The 17,912-nt window shown below is 58.9% G+C and carries 16 protein-coding genes; 11 read left to right on the top strand and 5 right to left on the bottom strand.

The window, feature by feature from the left end; genetic code table 11:
* Positions 1 to 3: 3 nt before the first annotated feature.
* The 4 genes from ACR0D6_RS02810 (at position 4) to ACR0D6_RS02795 (ending at position 4,484) form a co-directional block, all read left to right on the top strand.
* A complete protein-coding gene (locus ACR0D6_RS02810) occupies positions 4 to 1,056 on the top strand; it encodes a quaternary amine ABC transporter ATP-binding protein (RefSeq protein ID WP_480764389.1) in 1,053 nt (350 codons plus the stop codon).
* Positions 1,053 to 3,119: an ABC transporter permease gene (locus ACR0D6_RS02805; RefSeq protein WP_480764388.1), complete on the top strand. Its 2,067-nt coding sequence runs from the start codon at positions 1,053 to 1,055 to the stop codon at positions 3,117 to 3,119. Before ACR0D6_RS02810 ends, ACR0D6_RS02805 begins: the two co-directional genes overlap by 4 nt.
* A gap of 106 nt (positions 3,120 to 3,225) precedes the next feature.
* Entirely contained in the window at positions 3,226 to 3,891 is a 666-nt protein-coding gene (locus tag ACR0D6_RS02800; protein ID WP_480764387.1) for an NnrU family protein, read from the top strand.
* Positions 3,892 to 3,962: 71 nt separating this feature from the next.
* Positions 3,963 to 4,484 (top strand): DUF2478 domain-containing protein, encoded by a 522-nt coding sequence (locus ACR0D6_RS02795; RefSeq protein WP_480448803.1) that lies wholly within the window; start codon positions 3,963 to 3,965, stop codon positions 4,482 to 4,484.
* A gap of 663 nt (positions 4,485 to 5,147) precedes the next feature.
* Here the strand turns inward: ACR0D6_RS02795 and ACR0D6_RS02790 are convergent.
* Positions 5,148 to 6,290: an aromatic ring-hydroxylating oxygenase subunit alpha gene (locus ACR0D6_RS02790; RefSeq protein ID WP_480764386.1), complete on the bottom strand. Its 1,143-nt coding sequence runs from the start codon at positions 6,288 to 6,290 to the stop codon at positions 5,148 to 5,150.
* 377 nt (positions 6,291 to 6,667) lie between these two features.
* Here ACR0D6_RS02790 and ACR0D6_RS02785 point away from each other — a divergent pair, with 377 nt between their 5' ends.
* Genes ACR0D6_RS02785 through ACR0D6_RS02755 form a run of 7 tightly spaced genes read left to right on the top strand, consistent with a single transcriptional unit; the run spans position 6,668 to position 13,558 of the window.
* Entirely contained in the window at positions 6,668 to 7,438 is a 771-nt protein-coding gene (locus tag ACR0D6_RS02785; RefSeq protein WP_480764385.1) for an SDR family NAD(P)-dependent oxidoreductase, read from the top strand.
* 33 nt (positions 7,439 to 7,471) lie between these two features.
* Complete coding sequence (locus ACR0D6_RS02780) at positions 7,472 to 8,656, top strand: acyl-CoA dehydrogenase family protein (RefSeq protein WP_480764384.1); 1,185 nt, start codon at positions 7,472 to 7,474, stop codon at positions 8,654 to 8,656.
* A gap of 9 nt (positions 8,657 to 8,665) precedes the next feature.
* Positions 8,666 to 9,838, top strand: coding sequence for a thiolase domain-containing protein (locus ACR0D6_RS02775; protein ID WP_480764383.1), 1,173 nt, complete (start codon positions 8,666 to 8,668; stop codon positions 9,836 to 9,838).
* On the top strand, positions 9,835 to 10,230 hold the full coding sequence (locus ACR0D6_RS02770; protein WP_170650826.1) for a Zn-ribbon domain-containing OB-fold protein: 396 nt from the start codon (positions 9,835 to 9,837) through the stop codon (positions 10,228 to 10,230). The genes ACR0D6_RS02775 and ACR0D6_RS02770 overlap by 4 nt, the downstream gene beginning before the upstream one ends.
* Complete coding sequence (locus ACR0D6_RS02765) at positions 10,230 to 11,435, top strand: CaiB/BaiF CoA transferase family protein (RefSeq protein WP_480764382.1); 1,206 nt, start codon at positions 10,230 to 10,232, stop codon at positions 11,433 to 11,435. The genes ACR0D6_RS02770 and ACR0D6_RS02765 overlap by 1 nt, the downstream gene beginning before the upstream one ends.
* Positions 11,436 to 11,446: 11 nt before the next feature.
* Positions 11,447 to 12,346: an HpcH/HpaI aldolase/citrate lyase family protein gene (locus ACR0D6_RS02760; protein WP_480764381.1), complete on the top strand. Its 900-nt coding sequence runs from the start codon at positions 11,447 to 11,449 to the stop codon at positions 12,344 to 12,346.
* A 3-nt stretch (positions 12,347 to 12,349) separates the two neighbouring features.
* Positions 12,350 to 13,558, top strand: coding sequence for a CaiB/BaiF CoA transferase family protein (locus ACR0D6_RS02755; protein ID WP_480764380.1), 1,209 nt, complete (start codon positions 12,350 to 12,352; stop codon positions 13,556 to 13,558).
* On the opposite strand, the gene ACR0D6_RS02750 is transcribed toward ACR0D6_RS02755, so the two are convergent.
* Genes ACR0D6_RS02750 through ACR0D6_RS02735 form a run of 4 tightly spaced genes read right to left on the bottom strand, consistent with a single transcriptional unit; the run spans position 13,555 to position 17,835 of the window.
* On the bottom strand, positions 13,555 to 13,947 hold the full coding sequence (locus ACR0D6_RS02750) for a lipocalin-like domain-containing protein (protein WP_480764379.1): 393 nt from the start codon (positions 13,945 to 13,947) through the stop codon (positions 13,555 to 13,557). The genes ACR0D6_RS02755 and ACR0D6_RS02750 overlap by 4 nt on opposite strands.
* 11 nt (positions 13,948 to 13,958) lie before the next feature.
* On the bottom strand, positions 13,959 to 15,350 hold the full coding sequence (locus tag ACR0D6_RS02745) for a hypothetical protein (protein WP_480764378.1): 1,392 nt from the start codon (positions 15,348 to 15,350) through the stop codon (positions 13,959 to 13,961).
* A complete protein-coding gene (locus ACR0D6_RS02740; protein ID WP_480764377.1) occupies positions 15,347 to 16,624 on the bottom strand; it encodes an acetyl-CoA hydrolase/transferase family protein in 1,278 nt (425 codons plus the stop codon). Before ACR0D6_RS02740 ends, ACR0D6_RS02745 begins: the two co-directional genes overlap by 4 nt.
* Positions 16,621 to 17,835 carry a CaiB/BaiF CoA transferase family protein gene (locus ACR0D6_RS02735; RefSeq protein ID WP_480764376.1) on the bottom strand — a complete coding sequence of 405 codons (1,215 nt, stop codon included), beginning with the start codon at positions 17,833 to 17,835 and terminating at the stop codon, positions 16,621 to 16,623. The genes ACR0D6_RS02740 and ACR0D6_RS02735 overlap by 4 nt, the downstream gene beginning before the upstream one ends.
* Between the last annotated feature and the right edge of the window lie 77 nt (positions 17,836 to 17,912).

Here is a 17,912-nt window from a genome sequence, read left to right as displayed (position 1 = left end):
TGCGTGACTGACACAACTACGCCAGCCATTGCCTGCCAGAACCTCTGGCAGGTCTTTGGCCCCGGCGCTGACAAAGCCCTGACCGACGCGTTGTCTCGGTCAGGGGGAGACGCCGATCAGGCCGCCACCGACCTGCGTGAAAAAGGGTTCATTCCCGCGGTTCAGGACGCGAATTTCGAGGTTCGGGATGGCGAGTTGTTCGTCATCATGGGGCTCAGCGGTTCCGGCAAATCGACGCTGATCCGCTGTATTTCACAGCTGCTGCCGGGCACCGGCGGTGAGATACGCATCGAAGGCGAAAATGTTATCGGTGCCTCCAAGAAAGCGCTGACCGAACTGCGCCGCAAGAAATTGGGCATGGTGTTTCAGCACTTTGGCTTGTTCCCGCACATGACCGTAGCCGAAAACGTGGCCTATCCGCTTAAGGTGCAGGGCATAGGGCGCAAGGAACGCCGCACGCGCGCACAAGAGGTGATTTCTCTGGTCGGCCTTGAAGGCCGCGAAGACAGTTTCCCCCGCCAGCTTTCCGGTGGTCAGCGCCAGCGTGTGGGGATCGCACGATCACTGGCTGTGAACCCGGATATCTGGTTTCTGGACGAGCCATTCTCGGCACTTGACCCGCTGATCCGCCGCCAGTTGCAGGACGAGTTCCTGCGCATTCAGGCGACGCTGAAGAAATCTATCGTGTTCATCACTCATGACATTCAGGAGGCGCTGAAGCTGGCCGACCGTATCGCCATCATGCGCGACGGCAAGATCGTTCAGATCGGCACGCCTACGGATATCGTCCTGCGCCCGGTCGATGACTACGTGCGCGAGTTTTCCAAGGATGTCGCCAAAGGCCAGCACGCCAAGGTCGCATCGGTCATGCGCCAGGGCGAGGGTGTACGCGGACCGGATGATCCGGGACTGACGACATCGATGACGCTGGATGCCGCGCTGGCGCATTGCATGGAACTGTATGAACCGGTCCCCGTGCGGGATCAGACCGGCACCATCGTCGGCACGGTTCATCCGTCCGATCTGGCCGCTGCTTTGCAGGTGGAAGAGGCATGAGCGCTTTAGCCGATGTGCCGAAAACAAGCTCTGTTCAGTTAACGGTTGGTGCACAGGCGGCGCTGATCACCGTTCTGGTTGGAGCGATATGTCTGGCGCTGGAACCCTTTGTGCCGTGGCTGGTGAAATGGCCAACTACGTGGGAGCTGCCTGCGACCGAGTGGGTCGGAACGTTTCTGGCCTGGTTTCTGAACGGTATCAAACCGGCGGCTCGGTTGTTTTCTGACGTGATGGCCTATCCGATGGATTGGGCCAACTATGTGCTGGGCAACACGCCCTGGCCTCTGTTGATCGGAATTGTCACCGCGCTGGGCTGGTATCTGGGTGGACTGCCCATGGCTTCGCTGGGGTTTCTCGGGCTCAGTTTCGTGCTGGCGTCAGGGTATTGGGCGGAAAGCATGAACACCCTCGCGCTTGTGGCGGTATCGGTGCCGGTGGCGCTGATCGTGGGCGGCGCAATTGGTATCCTTGCCAACGAAGTGCCGCGGGTGAAATCCTTTGTGCAGGCTGTTCTGGACGTCATGCAGACCGTGCCGACCTTTGCCTATCTCACGCCGCTACTGCTGCTCTTTGGTTTTGGTCCGGTTGTGGGCCTGATTGCGTCGGCCATCTATGCCGCGCCTCCGATGGCCCGCAATGTCATGCTGGGGCTGGAGCGGGTCGAGCATGAGGTGAAAGAGGCCGCCATCATGTCCGGCGGTACGCGCCTCCAGCAGCTGTTTCAGGTCGAAATCCCCTCGGCCTCGACGCAGATCATGGTTGGTGTGAACCAGTGCCTCATGGCCGCCCTGTCGATGGTCATCATCGCCGCCGTGATCGGCGGTTTCAACGACATCGGCTGGGAGGTTCTGCTGACCATGCGCAAGGCGCAGTTCGGCGAGTCGCTGATGGCCGGTCTTGTGATCGTGGTATTCGCCGTCGTCATCGACCGCATGAGCGGCACTCTGGCGGCCGAGCGCAAGCGATATGACATGCGCGTCGTCTGGGCCATGCTGGGCTTTGCGGCGGTGTTCACCATCGCCTTCTGGACCCGGCTGCCCAATCCATCCGATCTGACGCTGCTTGATCCCGTGGCCGACGCCGTGGACAGCGGACTGACCGCATTCACGCAGGACAACGGACCGTGGCTGGACGCGCTCAAGAACAATTCCCTGTTCTATGTTCTGCTGCCGTTGCGCATTGGTCTGGATCAGGCGGTTCTGCCGTTTACCTGGGGCTTTCAGTGGACCGCAGGCATGAGCTATGGCCTGTTCGCCGCCGGTGCTGTCATTGCCATGCTGATGGCGTGGCGCGGGCACCTGACCGGCGGCCTGACCGTCCTTATCCTGATCGGCATGCTGGAAACCGGTATTGCAAACTTGCCGTGGCCTTTCGTCCTGACCGGGGCTGCCGCACTTGGCTGGGTTGCGGGCGGCTGGCGGTTGGCCTTGCTGTCGGTGGTGCTTCTCAGCACCATCCTTGTCTCGGGCCTGTGGGAAAGGGCGTTGCTGTCGCTTTATCTCAGCGGAGCGGCGGTGTTTTCTTGTGCCGTGGTTGGCGGGCTGATCGGTCTGGCCAGTGCGGTCTGGAGCCCGGTCTGGAAGATCGTGCGCCCGATCTGCGACATGTTGCAGACGATCCCGCTGTTTGTCTTCCTGATCCCCGTCCTCATGGTGTTCCAGATCGGCGAGTTCTCGGCCTTTCTGGCGATCTGCGCCTATGCGATCGTCCCGATGATCCGCTATACGCGGCACGGGTTGGTCAACACGCCGGACGAGATGATGGAGGCCGCCATTTCCAGCGGTGCCAATGAATGGCAGATCCTACGCGACGTGCGCGCGCCCTATGCCGCGCCGACGATCCTGCTGGGGCTGAACCAGACCATCCTCTACGCCTTTGCCATGTTGGTGATCGCGGCGCTGATCGGCACCACCGGTCTGGGCCAGTCGATCTATCTGGCGCTGGGGCAGGCGGATGTGGGTCTGGGCATCTCGGCAGGGGCCGCGATGGCGATCCTTGCACTGATCGCTGACCGCATGGTGCAGGGCTTTGCCGAGGAACGGCGCAAGGCGCTGGGTCTGTAACACAAGGGCAGGGGGCGGACGATCCGCCCCTTTGCCGTTCTTGACTTCGGACAAAGACCGGCACCGCAAAGCTGCCTAGACCGGGCAAAAAACGTTGGAGAGTTCCATGGCCGGTTGGGGCGAGTTCATTGCGGCACTCATCGTCTTTCTGCTCAGCCACGCGATCCCGGTGCGGCCACCGGTCCGCCCATGGCTGATCTCAAAGCTGGGCCGGTCAGGATATTTCACAGCTTATTCCCTGTTCTCACTGGCAATTCTGGCGTGGCTGATCGTGGCCGCTGCCCGCGCACCATATGTCGAGGTTATCCCGCCCCTCGGTATATTCCGCTGGGTTCCCGTTCTGATCATGCCCATCGTATGCTGGCTGGCGATTGCCGGTCTGGCGATACAAAACCCGTTTTCCTTTGGCGGATTGGGCCGCAGCCCGTTCGATCCGGATCAGCCTGGAATCCTGCGCGCGACCCGCCACCCGATCCTCGCGGCCCTGTTGTTGTGGGCGCTGGCACATTTGCTGGCCAATGGCAGCCTGGCACATGTGATTCTGTTCGGTCTGTTTGCCGGATTCGCGTGGATGGGCATGGCGCTGATCGACCGGCGCAGATCGGCTGAGCTTGGCGCTGAGTGGACCCGGCTTACCCGCAACACCTCGCGGCTGTCGCTAAATGTCCCACGCCCGTTGCCGCGTCTATGGGTCTGGATTTCCGCCTTTGCCGCCTATGCGGTTCTTTTGCACCTGCACGCACCCGTGATCGGCCTGTCGCCCCTTCCCTGATGCCGGGGAGTGGCCGTGCACCCCACGGCGTGCTATCTGAAACACCAACATCAATTCCGGAGAGCCCAACAATGCATCTGGCCTATGTCACGACCACCGATAGAGGCGCAACCGACCGACTGCTCAGCGCGGTTGCGGAACGCCTGCTGGCGACAGGGGCCAGACTGGCCGGAGTGGTGCAGACCAACACCGAATGCGCCGACAGCAGCAAATGCGACATGGACCTGCGCGTGCTGCCTGACGGCGCGACCATCCGTATCTCGCAATCTCTGGGTTCAATGTCGCGCGGTTGCAGGTTGGACCCGGCGGCGTTGGAACAGGCGGTTGGGTATGTGACTGCGTCGCTTGATGACACGCCACAGCTTCTGATCATCAACAAATTCGGCAAGCACGAGGCGGACGGGCGCGGTTTCCGGCCGGTGATCGCCGAAGCTTTGGCGCGCGATATTCCGGTACTGGTTGGAGTCAATTCGCTGAACGAAGACCGCTTTCAGGAATTCACTGACGGCGCTGCGCAAAAGATGGAAGCAGACACGGACGCGATTCTGGAGTGGGTTCAGCAGGTCAACGCCGAAAAATCGGCCGCTGCATAATCAACCTGTGCCGGTCCGGTCGGGACCTCAAAAAAGCAACTGGTTCCAGAAACCCGGCGCCGGTCTGATCGGCGCCGATTGTACGAAGGCTTTCCCGGCTCAAGGTCACAATTCGCCTGAAGAACCAGCTTTTGTGGTTGCATTCAGAGGATTGTGAAGATGGTGGTGGGCTCAGCCTTCGTCGAACTGGTCTCTGTTTCCCTGTATTTCAGGGAAAAATGGAAAATAGGCAAAAAGGCGATTTCTCCAACTTTCGATGGGGAAAGGTAAGCAATTTCAATAGGTAATTCTTGATTTCCCCAAACTCCAAAACAGAAAAAACAGGTGCTGGAGCAGGGAGTAGAACTGCAGAAACAGGAACTAAGTCAAGGGCTGAAATACTAGGCAAACTCATTTCGAGTTTTGGAACAATTGGCTTGGGGTCAAAGCAATCAACAAGGTGCTCAATGGGTTTGGCGTCTTCCTCAGCGACGCACGATGGGATTGAAGTTGCGCAGATGATCCAAAAGGATCAATTCGGAGTCGGACACTGCCAGTTCAAACAGTTCGCGAAGTTAGCCGCAACGTCGTAACAATCTCTTCCAGTTTGTGGCGTTTGATTCCTATCTTTGATCCTCCGTTTCCTACCTATAGGGGCGGACCACTTCAGCGGGGGAGGACCACTCAGGCAGTTGGACCATTGAATTCTGCCAGCTTCGCGCCGAGTTGTTGGTGAAAATGCACGATGGCCTGTTCGAATTTTCCAAAGGTCAAGTGAGTGTTGGCGCCTGAAGCAATGCTTGCCTGGACTGAGCAGGCCGCGGCCCGGTCTTCCTTGAGGCCGGTTTCCTTGACGAACTTCGCGTCCTTTTCTGCTTTTTCAGAGATCTTCTTGGGTTCGGTAGACCCATCATCATTGCTGAGGTCGTAGATTACCCATTCGGTTTCGGTAGGTGAGATCGGTTCGAGAATGATGACGATCGTGTGGCTCGAAAGTACGGTGAAATGGGCGTTTGGAAACAGCTGGTATACCAGCGTTGCCATTCCGTCGATCCGGCGATTTTCACGTGGGATGTTACGCAGCTTTTCCATTCGGCGGAAGGGGAAGATGATGCGGGAGTTGGGGCCGCTCGTCTCAACGATATTCACGTTGTCCATGCCATAAGGATAGAAGGAATGCGTGTGTAGCCAGCGGATGTGGTACCCTTCCATCGACGTTTCGCCGATCAGTTTCCAGTTGGCTTGATCACGGAAAGTCTTTACGCCCATGAACTGCTGTGCGTCGCTGATACGCTCGGGCATGTCGTCCAATGCTCCCTGAGAAACGGGGACTTCCTGGGTTACGAACACCAATCCGCCGCGAACTTCGGAGTGGACTTCGACCAACCCGCTAGTGGCCTTGTCGACATCGGGGAAACCGTCTTCGTCGGGAATGCGTTTCAATGCACCGTCCAGACCATATAGCCAGGCATGGTACGGGCAGGCGAAGCCCCGCTTCTTTCCGCAGCCGTCTTCGGCAACAGCCATGCCGCGATGGCGACACGCATTTCGGAACACGCGGATTTTGCCGGAATCATCGCGTACGGCCAGCAAGGGCGTGCCAAGAGACGTACGCGCGACGTAAGATCCAGCCTCTGGGAGGGCGGCAACCGGACAGAACACCGATGGCATTCGTTTCATGAGCGCGATTTCGGCGTCGAATCTTTCCTGACTGGTGTAGGCTTCGACCGGAACGCGCAGGGTTTCATCGCCCATGTCCGTGGTTTTGTTGTCAACATGGTGAAAGACCCTGTCGATGACATCCAGATCGCTCATCAGTGTTGCCATTTCATTCACTCCGCTTGGTTCCACGCCCTTGTCTGAGCATCAGGTTATCGGGAGTTTGCCCGGATTGTCCAGAAAAACAACGTATAAGCGGAGTAGTTCCGGATAAACGAACAATTCGGTGCGCGGTGGTAGGTGCCTATTGGGCTGCATTTGCCATGCTTGCGGCCATACATCGATGGCAGCGGTGCGAAGTCGAAACCTGGAAAAATCAAATGATGGGGCCAAACCCCGACCGAAAATTTCAGGAAATGATTCCGGAGGTGGCTTGCTTTCGGAGAAAATCCGGTCAATATGCATAACGGAACAAGTAACGAATATACGAAACACCTGCTAATCCGGAGGAGCTCCAGGGCCGAGGCGGGGATAGGGAGACATACATGATCAATCCGATGGATCTGACTGGGCGCAATATCCTGATTACAGGTGCAGCACAGGGGATCGGCGAGGCAACCGCGCGTCTGGCGCACGGTCTGGGCGCAACGGTCGTTCTGAACGACATGCAGGAGGACAAGCTATCTGCTCTTGCCGCTGATCTGGGAGAACGGGTGGATACCTGTACCGGATCCGTTGCAGATCATGAGTTCGTGCAGGGAATGGTCCAGGATGCGGTTGCCAAACACGGGGCCATCCACGGGCTGGTCAACAACGCGGGCATCGTGCGCGCGGCCATGGCCAAGAACATGACCCCTGAAACCTGGCAGCAGGTGATCGACGTCAACCTAAGCGGCGTGTTCTACTGCCTTCAGGCTGTTGGCCAGCACATGCTGGAGCGTATTGAGTCCGGCGACACCTCGCCCGCTTCCATTGTCAACGTCAGTTCGGACGCGGGTCGTCGTGGCACCATAGGCCAGATCAACTATGGCGCGGCCAAATCCGGTGTTCTGGGTCTGACCATGTCTTCGGCGCGCGAGTGGTCACAATTTGGCATCCGCATCAACTCGGTCCTTTTTGGTGTGGTCGAAACTCCCATGACCGAAGTAATTCGTGGCGAAAAATTCCGCGACGGTGTGATGGCGCAGGTGCCGATGGGCCGGTTCTCGTCCGCCGAGGAAAGCTGTCAGCCGATCTGTTTCCTGCTGTCGGATGCCGCAAGCTACATGACCGGCCAGCATGTGTCGGTCAACGGCGGCTACACGATTGGCGTTTGACGCCTTCGCTTCAGAACAACAGGGAGTAGAGGCATGAGCGCCGGATATTCAGACCCGAGTGGATACTCGCAAGACCAGCGGATGATCCGGGACACCATTTTCAAAGTGTGCGAGCCCTTTGATGATCAATATTGGCTGGATCGCGACACGGACGGGCGGTTCCCGGACGAGTTTTGTGATGCCATTGCCGAGGCCGGAATGCTGGGCATTGCGATGCCCGAGGAATACGGCGGATCGGGCCTAGGCATCATCGAGGCTGCGACCATGGTCCAGGCGATCACGGAAACCGGGGCCGCCAATGCGGGATTTGCGTCCATCGCGATCAATATCTTCGGTCTCAACCCCGTGGTCGTTTTTGGTACGGACGAGCAGAAACAGCGGTGGTTGCCGCCGATTATCAGTCGCAAGGAAACCGCGTGTTTTGCCGTGACCGAGCCAAACACCGGGCTGGACACAACGCGGCTCAAGACCCGCGCGGTCTGGCAGGGCAACCAATGGGTTGTGAACGGTCAGAAAACCTGGACCTCGACCGCGCAGAAGGCGCAGAAGATGCTGCTGATTGCGCGGACGCGGGATGAAAGCGAGACCGAGCGCCCGATTGACGGGCTGTCGCTGTTTTACACGGATTTCAACCGTGACCATATCGAAGCGCGGGTGATCGACAAGATGGGTCGCAAGTGTGTCGACAGCAATCAGGTCTTTATCGATGGGCTGACCATTCCTCCGGAAGACATGATCGGTGAGGAGGGCAAAGGGTTCCGCTATCTGCTGCATGGCCTCAACGCCGAGCGCATCCTGATCGCGGCCTCTCTGGTCGGGATCGGGCGGTGTGCGCTGGATCGTGCGGCCACATATGCGCGTGACCGCGAGGTATTTGGGCGGCCGATTGGCAAGAACCAGGGTATCCAGCATCCGCTGGCTGAAAGTTGGGCGGAACTGGAGGCTGCGAGCTTGATGGCGTTCCGCGCTGCGGCGCTGTACGACGCGGGCCACGATTGCGGGAAGGAAGCCAACGCGGCCAAGTATCTGGCTGCCGAAGCGGCCTTTAAGGCGACGACCAACGCCGTGATGACCCATGGTGGCATGGGCTATGCCAAGGAATTCCATGTCGAGCGTTACATGCGCGAAGCCATTATCCACCGCATTGCGCCGGTCAGCCCGCAACTCATCCTGTGTTATCTGGCCGAAAAAGCACTCGGCCTTCCGAAATCTTACTGAGGGAACAACATGGCACGATCTGCCAAAGCCTATATTGCAGGTATTTTTGAACATCCCACGCGCAAGGCTGTGGACAAGACCGTACCCATGCTGCACGCCGAAGTCGCCTTGGGCGCATTGGCTGACGCCGGGCTGACCAAGGATGATGTGGACGGGTATTTCTGTGACGGCTCGGTGCCTGGCCTCGGGGGTATGGCGCTGGCCGAATACATGGGGCTGGACCTGACTTACACCGACACCACAGAAACGGGTGGATCCTCTTACGTGATTCATGTGGGTCACGCGATGGAGGCAATTGCGGCCGGCAAGTGCAACGTTGCTCTCATAACGCTTGCCGGTCGCCCACGTGCCGAAGGTTTGCAAAAACTTGGCGCAAGGGCGCGGGGCGAGGATTCACCTGAACGTGGGTTTGAGCTGCCCTATGGCCCGATGGTGACCAACCTATATGCCATGTCCGCGATGCGGCACATGTACGAATATGGCACAACGCCGGAACAGCTGGCCTGGATCAAGGTGGCCGCTAGCCATCACGCGCAGCACAACGAACATGCCATGCTGCGCGATGTGGTGACGGTCGAGGATGTGGTGAATTCGCCGATGATTGCCGACCCGCTGCACCGGCTGGACTGCTGCGTGATTTCGGATGGCGGCGGCGCGCTGGTGGTGGTCAGCCCCGAGATTGCCAAAACGCTGGGGGACCGCTGCATCAAGGTGCTGGGCCAAGGCGCGGGGATCAAGCATCTGAACGGCGGGCGGATTGATCTGACCTATACGGGTGCCGCAAAATCCGGACCCATCGCCTTTGCCGAGGCGGGCGTCACACCTGCCGACATCGACTATGCCTCGATCTATGACAGTTTCACCATCACCGTGCTGGAAACGCTCGAGGATCTGGGGTTTTGCGAAAAGGGCAAAGGGGGCGCGTTTGTTGCCGACGGGAACCTGATTTCGGGCGTGGGCAAGCTGCCGTTCAACACTGATGGCGGCGGGCTGTGCAACAATCATCCGGCCAACCGCGGCGGCATGACCAAGGTGATCGAAGCGGTGCGCCAGTTGCGTGGCGAGGCGCATCCTGCTGTGCAGGTGCCTGATTGCCGGCTCGCGCTGGCCCATGGCACGGGTGGGCAGATTTCGCAGCGTACCGGCGCTGGAACCGTCATTCTGGGGAGTAACGACGCATGAGCGAACGCACCTATCCCGATCCTACGATCAATATGGAGACCGAGGCCTATTGGCAGGCCGCAAACGACGGCAAGCTGTTGGTCAAATGCTGTAACGCCTGCGGCAAAGCTCATTTCTATCCGCGCGCCATCTGTCCTGAATGCGGCTCTGATGACACCGTATGGAAGGATGCGGCTGGCACAGGGCGCATCTATTCCTACTCGGTCATGCGCAGGGCGGACCCCCCGTATGCCATTGCCTATGTCACGCTGGACGAAGGCGTGACGATGCTGAGCAATATTGTGGAGGCAGAGTTTGACGCGCTCTCAGTGGACATGCCCGTGGAAGTTACGTTCCGCGATACCGAGGGTGGGCAGGCTTTGCCCCTGTTTCGTCCTGTGAGGGACAGATGATGCAGCGCCCGCTAGAAGGTATTAAGGTTGTCGATCTGACAAATATGCTGATGGCGCCCTATACGACGCAGATTTTGGGTGACCTCGGCGCCGATGTCATCAAGGTCGAGCCCCCCGAAGGTGATCCCATTCGCAAGATTGGTCCGCAGCGATCGCAGGGCATGGGGCCAATCTTTCTCAATACCAATCGCTCAAAACGCTCGGTAGTTCTGAACCTCAAGACCGAAGATGGACACGCTGCGGTGATGGATCTGATCCGGGGGGCGGATGTGTTGGTCTACAACCGGCGCCCGCAGGTCATGGAACGTCTGAGATTGAGTTACGACGCGGTGCGCGAAGCGAATCCCAAAATCATCTATGCAGGGGTATTCGGCTATGGCCAGAATGGCCGGTATGCCGCCAAACCCGCCTTTGATGATCTAATTCAAGGCGCGTCGGGCATCCCTTCGCTGGCGCAACTGGCAGGGTCTGACGAGCCCGCCTATTGTCCAGCCGCCGTGGTGGACCGGGGTGTCGGTCTATGGGCGGTTGGCCAAATAAATGCGGCCCTTGTCTATCAACTGCGCACCGGTCAGGGGCAGCGCATCGACATGCCGATGTTCGAAATGATGACGAGCTTTGTGCTGGGTGAGCACTTTTACGGACGCACGTTCGAGCCGGAACTGGGCACTTCGGGCTATCCGCGCCTTTTGTCGTCCGACCGCCGCCCGTACCGGACCAAAGACGATTATGTTTGCGTGATGATCTATACGGACCGCCATTGGCTGGCGTGGTTCGAGGCAATGGGAACGCCCGAGGTCATGCAGACCGATCCGCGTTTTGCGTCGATGACAACACGCACGGAAAACATCGATTCGATCTATGCCGAGCTGTCGCAAATCCTGCTGACCCGCACGACTCAAGAGTGGTTGGATTTGTTTGACGAGGCCGACATTCCGGCCATGCCGGTCAATACGCCGGACAATCTGATTGATGATCCGCACCTGAAGGATGTCGGGTTTTTCAAGCAGGTCGAGCATCCGACCGAAGGCGCGATCTGGGACATGGCGGTTCCGGCCAACTGGTCGGAAACGCAGCCCGGTCCGGACCGCTACGCGCCGCTCCTGGGAGAGCACTCGCGGGAGGTTCTGCTGGAGATCGGATTTGACCAGACGAGAATCGACAAGATGTTGGAAGATGGCGTGACACTTGCGCCTGCGAACTGACGGGGAAAAAGATGACCTTGATACGAAGCTGGCTGTTTGTGCCTGCCGACAGCGACCGCAAACTGGTCAAAGGGCGGGAAAACCCTGCGGATGCACTGATCCTTGATCTGGAAGATGCCGTGGCGGACGACCGTCAGGAAATCGCCCGTGACATGGCGCGGGAGTTTCTCAAAGCGAATCCCGAGCGCAGTCGCCAGAAGCTGTGGGTGCGGGTTAATCCGCTGGATCACGCGTTCTCTCTGGAAGACCTTGCTGCGGTGATGCCCGGGGCGCCTGACGGAATTGTTTTGCCAAAGGTCAACAATGCCGAAGATATCAACCGGTTGGCAGAGCGCTTGTCCGCTTTGGAAGCGGCGGCGGGACTGGACATCGGTTCGACAAAAATCCTCTCTGTTGCGACCGAAACCGCCGCGGCGCTTTTGACTTTTCACACCTACCTTGATGGCGTGAGTGACCGGCTATCTGCCCTGACTTGGGGCGGAGAGGATCTGGCCGCTGCGCTGGGGGCTTCCACGAACCGTCACCCGGGCAACGGAGAGTACGACCACCCGTTCCAGTATGCGCGCACCATGTGCCTGACCACGGCGCGGGCCGTGGATGCACAGCCCGTCGGTGTTGTGGTGACCAACTTTGGCGATCTCGAAGAACTGCGACGGGATTGCGAGTATGACCGCCAATCCGGATTTATCGGGAAGATCGCCATTCACCCTGCGCAAGCTGCTGTCATCAACGAAGCCTTTACGCCCACCGAGGAAGAGGTTGCATGGTCCCAGAAGGTTGTTGATATCTTCGAGCGGAACCCCGGTCTTGGCACTGTGGGGCTGGAAGGGCAGATGCTGGACATGCCGCATCTCAAACAGGCTCGTAACCTGCTGGCGCTTTCCGAACAGATCAAAGCGGTAGGAGGATAGACCATGGCCGGAGCACTTGACGGAATTCGTGTCGTCGACCTGACGACCGTGATCCTTGGCCCCTGGGCTACACAGATGCTGGGGGATATGGGCGCGGATGTCATCAAGGTCGAAACCCATCAGGGTGACACGACCCGCTATACCGGAGAGCGTCGCAATGTTGGTATGGCGTCATTCTTTATGTTCACCAACCGCAACAAGCGGTCTGTCATCATTGACCTCAGCAAGGATGAGGGTCGCGAGGCTCTGTTCAAGCTAGTCGGCACGGCGGATGTGTTCGTGCACAACATGCGTCCCGCGATCGCTGAAAAGCTGGGGTTGAACGATGAGAAGTTCCTCAAGGCGTATCCCGGTCTGGTCTATGTCAAAACCTACGGGTTCCGTGGTGACGGCCCGATGGCGAACAAGCCCGCTTATGACGACGTGATTCAGGCGGCTTCGGGTATCACCGATCTGCAAACTGTGATTTCGGGCGGGGGTGAGCCGCGCTTTGTACCAACCATCATGGCGGACAAGACCAGTTCATTCCATGTGCTCTCGGCCGTTCTGGCTGCGCTGTTCCATCGCGAACGCACAGGCGAGGGACAAGTGATCGAGGTTCCGATGTTTGAATCGCTCGTGGACTACCTCATGGTCGAACATGCCGGTGGAGCGGCCTTTGACCCTCCGATTGGCGAGTTGGGTTATGCGCGTCTCTTGAACAAGATGCGCCGCCCTTACCCGACCAAAGACGGGTTCCTGTGCGTGCTGCCCTATACGGACAAGAACTGGCAGGACATGTTCCGCATTGCCGGTCGAGAGGATCTGATGGACGATCCGCGTTTTGCGGATCTGGCGACGCGCACGAAGAACTCAGAAGAAATCTACGCTATTCTTGCGGATATGGTCTCGGGAATGACGACCGAATTTCTCGTGAAAGAGCTGGATGCTCATGCAATCCCCGTTCAGAAAGTCAACACCAAGGAAGATCTCCTGAACGACGAGCAGCTTGCCGCGACCGGTTTCTGGCATTTCGCGGACCACCCGACCGAGGGGCGCATTCGTATGAGCGATCCGCCAGTGCGGTTTTCGAAAACGCCCAGCTCAATTCGCAGGTTGCAGCCCCGTCTTGGCGAGCACAGCACAGAAATCCTGGCCGAGGCCGGATACTCCGAGGCGGAGATATCTGAGATGCTGAAAGCGGGCGTGACGGGGGCGGCTAAAGACAGCTAGACCTTTTTCCAGACCAGCAGATGTTCGTAGCGGGTGCCGGATTTGCTGAATTCCGGCTCTGTGCGCAGTTGCATGGTGTCGCCATCCCGTGACACGAAGCGCCGCAGCGTCCTGCCGACCCAGTGCGGCAGGTTGGAAAAATGAACTTCGTGGCTGATTTTGCCGTCCGAGAAATGCCAGCTACCGCCGTAAGAAAGGCAGGTGTCGGGCGTACCAAGTTCGCTTTGGCCAGCAAAATCGCGGCGCATCAGGAAGGCGCACATATGGCCGTCTTCGGCATAGATGATCTGGCCTTGTGCGTCCTCTCCCATCGGATAACCCGCAGGCGCGCCGTTCTTGAGAGAGGTCCATTCCTGAAGTGTCCAGGTTCCTGTGAAGGAGGATGACATAGCGATTTCCTTTAGTGAAAGAGAAGTTGGATAGCCGACGCCGCTGCGAGGAAGAAAAGCGTAAAGGGGCGGTTCCACACAAGGCCGATCAAGGCAGGGCTGCGATTGATCGTGCGCCCCGAAATGCGCGTTGTGGCCCCGAGGGGGGAAGAGCCGGTTGCCACGCCCCAGGCCCAGATGCCGCCAAGCGCCAGAAGATAGGGATTGAACTCAAAACCCGGCAGGCGGGACACGATTTCGATGCCGACGGCAACCGAGATGATCGGGTTCAGGCCGAGGGGCGCGCTAATTGCCGAGAACCCCAGAAGTGCCACGAGGAGCATGCCTTCGGTCAGGCCGAGGCCAGAAACGAACTGCCCCAGCTGCTCGGTATCGATTTGGTGGGGCAGAATGGCGGCAATGAATCCTGCGGCGGCCAGGATTGCGACCTCGGAGCGTAGTGTTACCAGATCGGGGAGCACCTGTTTGCCCAGACGTTCAGCGGTCGCAGAGGCTGCGCCTGCGGGGCCAGCGTTCAGGTTCTGCCGGAACATCCAGAGCAACCCAACCACGGGAACGGACATGAATAGCGCCGCGATCAGTCGCACGTCAACGATCCAGCTGACGAACAGGGCCAACAGCAGGATCGCAATCGTCAGCGCCGTCATCGGAATCAGCGTGACGAGTACCTTTGTCAGGGGCTCGGCCTGTGCAATTGCGCGACGTGGATGAGACAGGCGATCCAGCAGCCAGCCAAAGGCTAGGTATACGGCGACGGCGATGAACCCGACCGGAGCAAAGCTGGACCAGTCCAGTTCGGGTACGGATGACAGGACCACGATTGTGGTGACAGAGGTGGGGGCCCACATCGTAAAGGCGGTAAATCCGCGGAGCAGAGCCAGCGTCATGCGCTGCAACCGGATTTCCTGAACGCGCGCGCTTTCTCCGTCGGGGTTTTCTTCGATGCTGCGGCGGTTCATCGTACCAAGAAGTGTGATGGAGCCGAGATTCAGGAGGATCGAGAACAGATGCCCGCCGATGGTTATCATTGCATAGCGCCGTCCCGGAGGTTGGCTGACGATGATCTTACCGCTTTCCAGCACCATTGGAGAGGACATGGCGGCGGTGCGCAAGATGTCCATGGACATCAGGAAAAAGGTAAAGAATGCGCTGCGCGCGACCGCTGTGGCCAGCAGCTCGCTGCTGAAGCCACCCGTGCTGTAAACAAATAGTCCCAGAGCCAGTGATGCGGAAAATGTGATCTTGGCGATCAGGGCCAGCTGCCGCCATTCGATCGCTGCCCATATCAGCAGGGCCAAGCCGACAAAGGGGGCCAGAGCTTCGAGGGCGCCAAACTCGCGTCCAATGGCAAACAGGCATACGAAGCCCAGCAGCGCAATGCTCATGACCTGCCGCACTGTCATGTCTGAGTGCGGCTTTTCGCTGTGCGTTCCAGAGCGTCTTGGTGATGGGGCGCCGCAAGGCCCAGCAGTACTTTGCGACGTTGTTCGATATCCTTACCGCGCAAGTCCGCCACGCCGTGTTCGGTCACCACAAGGTCGACGTCGGATCGCGCGGTGGTGACCTGCGGTCCCGTGAGTTTACTGACAATGCGCGAGTGTGCGCCGTCCTTGCCACTGGTGGACGGCAGGGCGATCACCGAAAGCCCCCCTGGCGCACTGGTTGCAGCATGCATGAAGTCGGGCTGCCCACCAATCGCGCCGAGGTAACGGTCGCCCACCTGTTCGGCGTTTACCTGTCCCAGAAGGTCCACCTCGAGCGCGGAATTGATTGCGACAAGGTTGTGCAGGCTGGCCAGTTCGGCGGCCCCGTGTGTCACGCTGGTTCGGCAGGAAAGGTAGTCTTTGTTGTCTGTCATGAAATCCGCCAGTTTTTGCCCTCCTATCGCGACTGCTCCGACAGACACCCCCTGATAGCAGGCTTTGCGCAAGTTGGTCAGCGCCCCGCAGGCTGCAAGGTCGACAATTTCGTCAGTCACGAGGCCGGAATGCAACCCCAGATTCTTGTGACCTTTCAGGGCATTCAGGATTGCTGAAGGGATGGCACCGATTCCGTATTGCAGGGTTGCCCCATCAGGGATGTGTTGGGACAGGTGGTGGGCAATGGCTGTTTCGACCGGCCCCGGTTGTGGCGGAGCAAAACGGGGCAGGCTGTGCCTGCTTTCTATGGTGGTGGAGACTTTGGCCTCATCCAGCGGGCGATCCATCCGCACCCAGGGAACGTTCGGATTGATTTCGGCCAGAACCACGCGGGCAGCATCAATGGCATCATGCATGACGTCGTTGCACCATCCCAGAGAGTGTGTGCCATCGGGGCCGGGAGGGCTGAGCTGGACAAAAACCACATCCGGGCGCAACGGTCCTCGGCGCAACAGGTGTGGCAGGGTCGAGTAGCGGCACGGAATCATGCGCACCAGCCCTTTGTGCAGAAGCCCCGCTGCAGGCCCCAGCGCCCCGTAGCTGAGAAGAGAGATCTTGTCGGTATGCTCTTCCCGGATCGCCTTGCTAAGGGATAGGCCAAAAAACGCACGCGTGGGGCCGATATCTTGGCGCTGGGCAGTGTAAGCAGAAATCAGTTCCAAGGGCTCCGCCATAGCCTGTCCCCATGTTACAAGGTCGCCCGGTCGGACATAGTCTGCGAGCGTCAGGGATTTGGCTGGAACGGGCGCGAGCGTCATGCGTCGGTCTCCTGCGATGGGACCGGCACCTGTACCGCACCACTTGCGGCGAGCGATGCAGCTTCTGCATCGGAAAATCCGAGCGAGGACAGAATGCCTCTGGCGTCTTGCGACAGCGTCGGCGCGGGGGCGTGATCAGGCACGGTTGTGCCGTTGGCAACCACGGGGAAGGGCATGATCGGCCCGAACCCGGATTGGCGGCAAAGGCCCCGAGCCATGGTTTGCGCTGAGGTGAGTGCCTCTTGATTGGTCACGCAGATCGCGGCGGGCACGTCGGCCGGATCAAACAGCGCAATCCAGTCCTCGGCAGGGCGTGTGCCAAACATGTCATCCAGAATGCGCATCAGGGATTTGTGATTCTGCAGCCTTCCGGCTTCGGTCGTGAACTCTGCCGCACCGAGAGCCGGTGCAATATTGGCTGTCACCTTGACGAGGTTGTCCCAGAACTTTTTTTCCACAACCGTGAGTGCGATCTGGCGGCCATCGGCGCATTGGAACAGGTCGTTGGCCGGATAAAGGTGATCGACGCTATCCGCAGGGGTTTCAAAGCCAAACCGCAGAGCCGAAGCATATAGAACCGCCTCGTAAAGGCTCAGGTCCAGAGTGGCGCCTTTGCCTTCGCGCAGGGCGGCCAGGATTGCCACGGCAGCAAAGGCCCCTCCGGCAATATCCGCGATGGGCAGCGACGCGCGGCTGGGCGGTTGGCGTAATTGCCCGCGATAGGCCAGCGATCCACCCATTGCCAGATAGGCCAGATCATGACCTGCCTTGGTCGCCGCCGGTCCGGTTTGACCGAAGCCTGAAAGAGAACAGTATACCAACCCGGAATTGATGGCATGCAACGCTTTGGGTCCGAACCCCAGCTTGTCCGCCACGCCGGGACGAAATCCCTCGATCGCGACATCTCCATGGGCGGCCAGCTTCTCGACGACCGGCCTCGCTTCGGGAGCCTTCATGTTTAACACGATGCTTTTCTTACCCCTGTTGGCACCGTCAAACATGTGGCTCTTCATGTGCCGTGCATAGTCTCCGCCCGGCGGTTCCACCTTGATGATCTCGGCCCCCAGATCTCCGAGAATCAAGGTGGTGAGCGGCCCCGGCAAAAGCATTGAAAAATCGATCACTTTGAGGCCTTGCAACGGTTTCCAGCTGTCCATGAGGTTCTTTTCCTTGGTGATTTTTCTGCCTTTGGCAAATTTGTTTCGTATCATCGAACAAGATTAGCTCTGATCATGTTTGTTTTAAAACAGCATCTTACGTGGACTTTTTCCAAAATATGAAACTATTG

It is taken from the genome of Ruegeria sp. BJ6 (genome assembly GCF_056537885.1).
The sequence above is the reverse complement of the archived record's forward strand: the minus strand, read 5'-3'. Positions and strand labels throughout refer to the sequence as shown.

Excerpts from the sequence above, each read along its gene's own strand:
- ACR0D6_RS02800 (WP_480764387.1), top strand. The coding sequence starts at position 3,226 with ATGGCCGGTTGGGGCGAGTTCATTGCGGCACTCATCGTCTTTCTGCTC.
- ACR0D6_RS02790 (WP_480764386.1), bottom strand. The coding sequence starts at position 6,290 with ATGGCAACACTGATGAGCGATCTGGATGTCATCGACAGGGTCTTTCAC.
- ACR0D6_RS02760 (WP_480764381.1), top strand. The coding sequence starts at position 11,447 with ATGACCTTGATACGAAGCTGGCTGTTTGTGCCTGCCGACAGCGACCGC.
- ACR0D6_RS02770 (WP_170650826.1), top strand. The coding sequence starts at position 9,835 with ATGAGCGAACGCACCTATCCCGATCCTACGATCAATATGGAGACCGAG.
- ACR0D6_RS02755 (WP_480764380.1), top strand. The coding sequence starts at position 12,350 with ATGGCCGGAGCACTTGACGGAATTCGTGTCGTCGACCTGACGACCGTG.
- ACR0D6_RS02750 (WP_480764379.1), bottom strand. The coding sequence starts at position 13,947 with ATGTCATCCTCCTTCACAGGAACCTGGACACTTCAGGAATGGACCTCT.
- ACR0D6_RS02785 (WP_480764385.1), top strand. The coding sequence starts at position 6,668 with ATGATCAATCCGATGGATCTGACTGGGCGCAATATCCTGATTACAGGT.
- ACR0D6_RS02795 (WP_480448803.1), top strand. The coding sequence starts at position 3,963 with ATGCATCTGGCCTATGTCACGACCACCGATAGAGGCGCAACCGACCGA.
- ACR0D6_RS02775 (WP_480764383.1), top strand. The coding sequence starts at position 8,666 with ATGGCACGATCTGCCAAAGCCTATATTGCAGGTATTTTTGAACATCCC.
- ACR0D6_RS02735 (WP_480764376.1), bottom strand. The coding sequence starts at position 17,835 with ATGATACGAAACAAATTTGCCAAAGGCAGAAAAATCACCAAGGAAAAG.
- ACR0D6_RS02780 (WP_480764384.1), top strand. The coding sequence starts at position 7,472 with ATGAGCGCCGGATATTCAGACCCGAGTGGATACTCGCAAGACCAGCGG.
- ACR0D6_RS02740 (WP_480764377.1), bottom strand. The coding sequence starts at position 16,624 with ATGACGCTCGCGCCCGTTCCAGCCAAATCCCTGACGCTCGCAGACTAT.
- ACR0D6_RS02805 (WP_480764388.1), top strand. The coding sequence starts at position 1,053 with ATGAGCGCTTTAGCCGATGTGCCGAAAACAAGCTCTGTTCAGTTAACG.
- ACR0D6_RS02745 (WP_480764378.1), bottom strand. The coding sequence starts at position 15,350 with ATGACAGTGCGGCAGGTCATGAGCATTGCGCTGCTGGGCTTCGTATGC.
- ACR0D6_RS02765 (WP_480764382.1), top strand. The coding sequence starts at position 10,230 with ATGCAGCGCCCGCTAGAAGGTATTAAGGTTGTCGATCTGACAAATATG.